Raw genomic sequence first — 4762 nt, forward strand, 5'->3', positions numbered from 1 at the left:
CTCTTGCCCAATCTACAATATCAGTGTACCAGTGTTTTGTAATTTTCAGTTCTTCTTTGGCTTGGTCTACCCATTTTTTTATTCCTGCTGTATTGGCAATACTTGTTTTTACCATTCGGGTTTTTCCTTCGCCTTCTACAAATTCTTTTTCTTCTTTCCTTTTTTGTTCCAAAGTCGCACCAGAAGAATAATCTAAGCGGTAAAACAAATCTTTGCCTGTATCTTTTACGCGATCCCAAATGGTTTGATCCTGATACTGATCCCAATCTGAAAGCGTTCCTTTATTAAACATTAATCCTACTGGAGCAAAATGGGCCTGCAATTCCATATTATGTACTTTTTCAAAAGCTACTAGGGCATTAAGCTTAAGACGGTACAATTCACTTTTCATATAAAGAGCTTTTTTCGCACCTTCAGCTTTTGAAATTGCCTGATCTAAAATTGTATGAAACCAATCCGGCAACACATTGCTTATTATAGGAATTTTATATTTTGCCGGCACATACTTTTTAGAGGGATTAGCCTTTATATAATCCCGATACGTTTTATACTGATGATAAATTTTCCAATAAGATTTTACACATTCTCTGAATGTAGGTGCATTTACGTTAATACTTCCATCAGGATTGAAAGCTTTATCTAAAAGACGTTTAGGAAAATGATAACCTTCTTCCGAAAAAAAACCTTCTGCGCTTGCTCCTGCATAAAACCCCCAACTTTCAACATAGAGATTGTCTTTTTCATTACATGCATTTTTCACATAAGGAATATCTCCCATTCTGGTTACAAATAAAGCTCTGTCATTAGGAAAAGTAAACTGTACAGATCTATCTATTAGACCTCCCCACGAATCGCCTCCAAGAAGTTCATTCATTTTTTCATAGACTCCCTGATTTTGATACAGTTTTTCTTTAGTAAAAATATCTCCTATCCACTCTAGAACCCATTCTTTAATAAAATCTTCGAAATAATAGTTTTTGAAATGTTCATAATTTTTTCCATAAAGTCCTTGTGGCTGATGTGTTCCTAAAAATAATATATTGATAGGGATTTCTTCCCAACCCATTTCATACGCATAATAAATAATCCCAAGTGCAGCCCCTTGGCTGTGTCCTACAGCAGTAATCGGTTTATAATACGGAGAATAACTAGCAACTCCAGGTTTTTTGCTGTAGTATCTGTAATTTGTTTAATTATATCGTTGTAATTTTTTAGAAATTAATTTTTGAATCCATGAAGATTGAATCTTTTTTATAAATATCATCTGTTCCACCATACATTTCAATAGTATCTATTTTGTATCCTTTTTTTTCTAAAAAAATAGATTGACAAGTTTATGGTTTTCCATACCCAAACTAAGTTTAGTTAATTTTTCAATTTTAAAATATCGTTTCTCGGAAGTTGTGGTAATTATTGATTTTTTACCGTCAAAAATTTGAGTGACATTTACATGCTTTAATGTTTTTTCGTTTTTGAATCATAGACATAACATTCCATAGGAAATCTTTGAATATCCTTAACACATGATATGCATAAAAAACAAAGAAATAACATTAATAATTTATATTCTATTTTTAATTTTGTTAACCTAATCAAACTCAGAACATCTTTTTTTATGCTATCCTTCCATTTTTATTAGACATTACTCATGATTATTAAGCAATTTTGTGTCGTCTTTTTTCATAAATAACGTGTCTGGTTTTTTGTATATGAAAAAATAATTATTAGGATAATTTTTGTATTCTGGAGCAGGCTGTGTAGTTTCGATTGTGTCAGTTATATATCCATTTTTACTGAAAATTAATTTGGCACCCATTTCTAGTTGCCTTTTGTCTAATTTATCATCAGATATTTTAAAATATCCTTTTTCATCTGTAGTAGTTTTTAAAACACGGTCTTCTAATAAACAAGAGACTGTAACATTTTGTATATTTTTTTTGCTTTGGTTGTCGAAGACAACGCCACTATAATATTCTACAGTTTCTCTTTGAACTTCGTTATTTTTTTTTGAATTACATGATAATAGTAAAGAAAAGACACAATAAATACTTAAAATTTTAATTTTACTTAGCCACACAATACCCAATGAGTCTTCTTGTGATAAAACCAACCTGTCATAATAATCTATTGGTTCATTTCCTTCTGCATATTTCATCAAATCAATTTCTTTTGGGCTTAGAGGATATTTTGTTCCTGGCAATGGATCTTGTTGAATCCAAGTAGGGCCTGAAGTTCCTTTGTGACTATAAGTATAATTTCTTCCTCCAAAATCAAATAATAGCTGATGTCCTATTTCGTGAACAGATATTTCTTGAAAAACTAAATCTGCAAACGAAGTTTTGCGGTAATACCATCCCTTAGTGCTATCATTTTTACTATCAGAATAATATGTATAACCTACTTTGTAGTAAAGCTCTCTATGCAATTTCCAGTTATGAGAACGGTTAAATGTACCATTTTCAAAATTGGTAAAATAAATTATCTCGGTGCTTTCATACCATTTTCATCTTGTCGGGCATTGACAAATGTTTCAAATAATTCATCATTAATATTCACCCCTTTGCCAATGTTGCTATTATTTCTAGACCAATATTGGTTAATCCCAGCCAATGCTAAATTTCGTAACTCTTCAAAACTTTTTGTCCTTGTTTTTATCGGTTCCTCTTTATAAAAATCAGTTGCTTCCTTAGAAACTTGATCCCACGGACATTCTGTGACAGGAACTCTAAATTTTGGATCGGGATCTATATCTCTTGTGGTACATTCTAACCCATCAGTTCCACCATCTTTTAAGTTAATAGGTAATGTTGTATCAATTTTTAGATTCCAAAATTCAACTTCTTTTGAAAACCATCCTTGGATTATATGTAATCTTTCAATTAAATATTAGTTTTCTTCATTTAAAAGAATATTACCTAAATCAATAATATTATTACGAGAATTATAACTTGTATAATTCAAAGTATCTGATTTATATCCTTTTGCTATTATAATTATTTTATTTGTTGGTGGTGGACCTTTAGGTTTTTCCGTTCCTAAGAAACTCCACTCTTTAATGATTTGTTTCGGGAAATAGAATTTGCCTCCATTTTTATTTGTAGCTACCTCATATTCTTCCCCTTCTACTGGTAAAGTTATTATTCTTGCGGTTATTGGTATCTTCTTTTGTTTGCTTAAAATACAATCTCTTATTTCAGGTCTTAATACCCATTCATGCTGACATGAAGATAATGTTATACTTACTAAACAAATAATAATGAATTTTCTCATTTTATATTTAATTTTGTTAGCCATATCAATCCTAGTACATCTTTTTCTGCTGCTACAAGCCTAGAAATATCTTTAGGATTAGGCTCGTTATTATAATACTTCATTATATCAATTTCACCAGATAAGGGATAGTTTTCGCCATCAGTTTCCATTTCATCCCAATGAGTTACTTTTTCCCATGTTGTCTCATTACCTTTAGTTGGTTTAGTATCTTGAGGTAAATAGTAAGAACTTCCTTTGTGTTGCCAAGAGTAAACAGTACCGCCATAAGCCTGTAAAAATTCATATCCTAATTCATGAGCAGCAGTTTCTTTAAACTCCATAACTGCATCGTATGCATTGTTCACACCTAATTCATTATGGTATCTCCATCCATCTTTTGAATCATTTTTCCAGCCATGCTTAATATAGCCGGCATTGTATGATAGTCTTTGAATGATTCCTGTATCAGGAAAAAGATTCATAGCATCATCATCTAAGTTGCTATCAGAATAACTTCCTCCCGGATTACCTGAACGCATCCAACCATTATTAGTATTGTAGATTAAAGGTAATGAATTCATTGCATTATCTTTTGTATCAATAGGATTTATATAAACTTCATAGGAATCACTAACTACAGTAACAAAATTTCCACATTTTCTGTTTTTATTTCTTCCCCAATAGATTGACAAGCCATCAAATACAATGCTTTTTAGCTCTTGAAAGCTTTTTGTTCTTACTTTAATAGGTGGTTTTCCTGCAATAATTGAAGTGGTAGGTATTTTATCCCAAGGGCAACTTTCTACCCAACGGGTTTCATCTCTTGCTCCCGTAATATGAGATGAACACCTTAACCCTTCAGCTCCGCCATCTTTTAGGTTAACACGTAATGTTGTATCAATTTTTTTATTATTCTTATCAATCTTTACATCTTACCCAATCTACCTCATCATACTTTGTTGAAAACTCAACTTCTTTAGATTTTTCTTTACCGTTTTTACTTGCAGTAATTACCGCTTTCAATTTTTTATTGTTGAATTTTGAGCTGTCATAAATATTATCATTATTAAAACCATCCCAAAAAATAACATATGAACCAATTTTAGTGTAATCTGAAGACGAAGTATTATATGGATCAAATACACTTTTCCAATCCCACACTCTAATAGGATTAGAAAGATTATATTCAGGTTTTTTATCTGTAATATCTTGAGAAAGTTTAGGAAGCCTTCTTGCTGTAACTACAATTTCCGGTAAATTGGTAATTGCAAATAATGTAGTCCCATCTTCATTCAAAAACTTAAATTCTAGAGAATCCACATTACTAAGTAATAATGAATAATTAAAAGCAAAATTAGCATTCTCATAATTCCCTTCAAAATCCAATATTCCAAAAGGAACGACTGTAGAGTACATTTTGTCGACACTATCCCACAAAGTGTGTAAGTTAAAAAGTTAGGGCTTGGATTTTACAATCTGAGCCTTTCTTCAAAAATAAGCATAAATTGGT

Annotated in this window: 5 protein-coding genes; all 5 read right to left on the reverse strand. The window is 31.2% G+C overall.

What is annotated here, in order from left to right:
• Nucleotides 1-1066: hypothetical protein (locus AB671_RS18095; protein ID WP_157444250.1), on the reverse strand; the 1066-nt coding region annotated here is incomplete at its 3' end.
• Between the two features lie 576 nt (nt 1067-1642).
• On the reverse strand, nt 1643-2425 hold the full coding sequence (locus AB671_RS18100) for a hypothetical protein (RefSeq protein WP_066674575.1): 783 nt from the start codon (nt 2423-2425) through the stop codon (nt 1643-1645).
• A 461-nt stretch (nt 2426-2886) separates the two neighbouring features.
• Nucleotides 2887-3270 carry a hypothetical protein gene (locus AB671_RS18105; RefSeq protein ID WP_157444251.1) on the reverse strand — a complete coding sequence of 128 codons (384 nt, stop codon included), beginning with the start codon at nt 3268-3270 and terminating at the stop codon, nt 2887-2889.
• Nucleotides 3267-3944, reverse strand: a complete 678-nt coding sequence (locus tag AB671_RS18110) for a hypothetical protein (protein ID WP_066674579.1) — start codon at nt 3942-3944, stop codon at nt 3267-3269. The genes AB671_RS18105 and AB671_RS18110 overlap by 4 nt, the downstream gene beginning before the upstream one ends.
• A gap of 226 nt (nt 3945-4170) precedes the next feature.
• A complete protein-coding gene (locus tag AB671_RS18115; protein WP_066674581.1) occupies nt 4171-4668 on the reverse strand; it encodes a hypothetical protein in 498 nt (165 codons plus the stop codon).
• Nucleotides 4669-4762: the final 94 nt, after the last annotated feature.

It is taken from the genome of Chryseobacterium sp. BGARF1 (assembly GCF_001677955.1).
GTDB lineage: Bacteria > Bacteroidota > Bacteroidia > Flavobacteriales > Weeksellaceae > Chryseobacterium.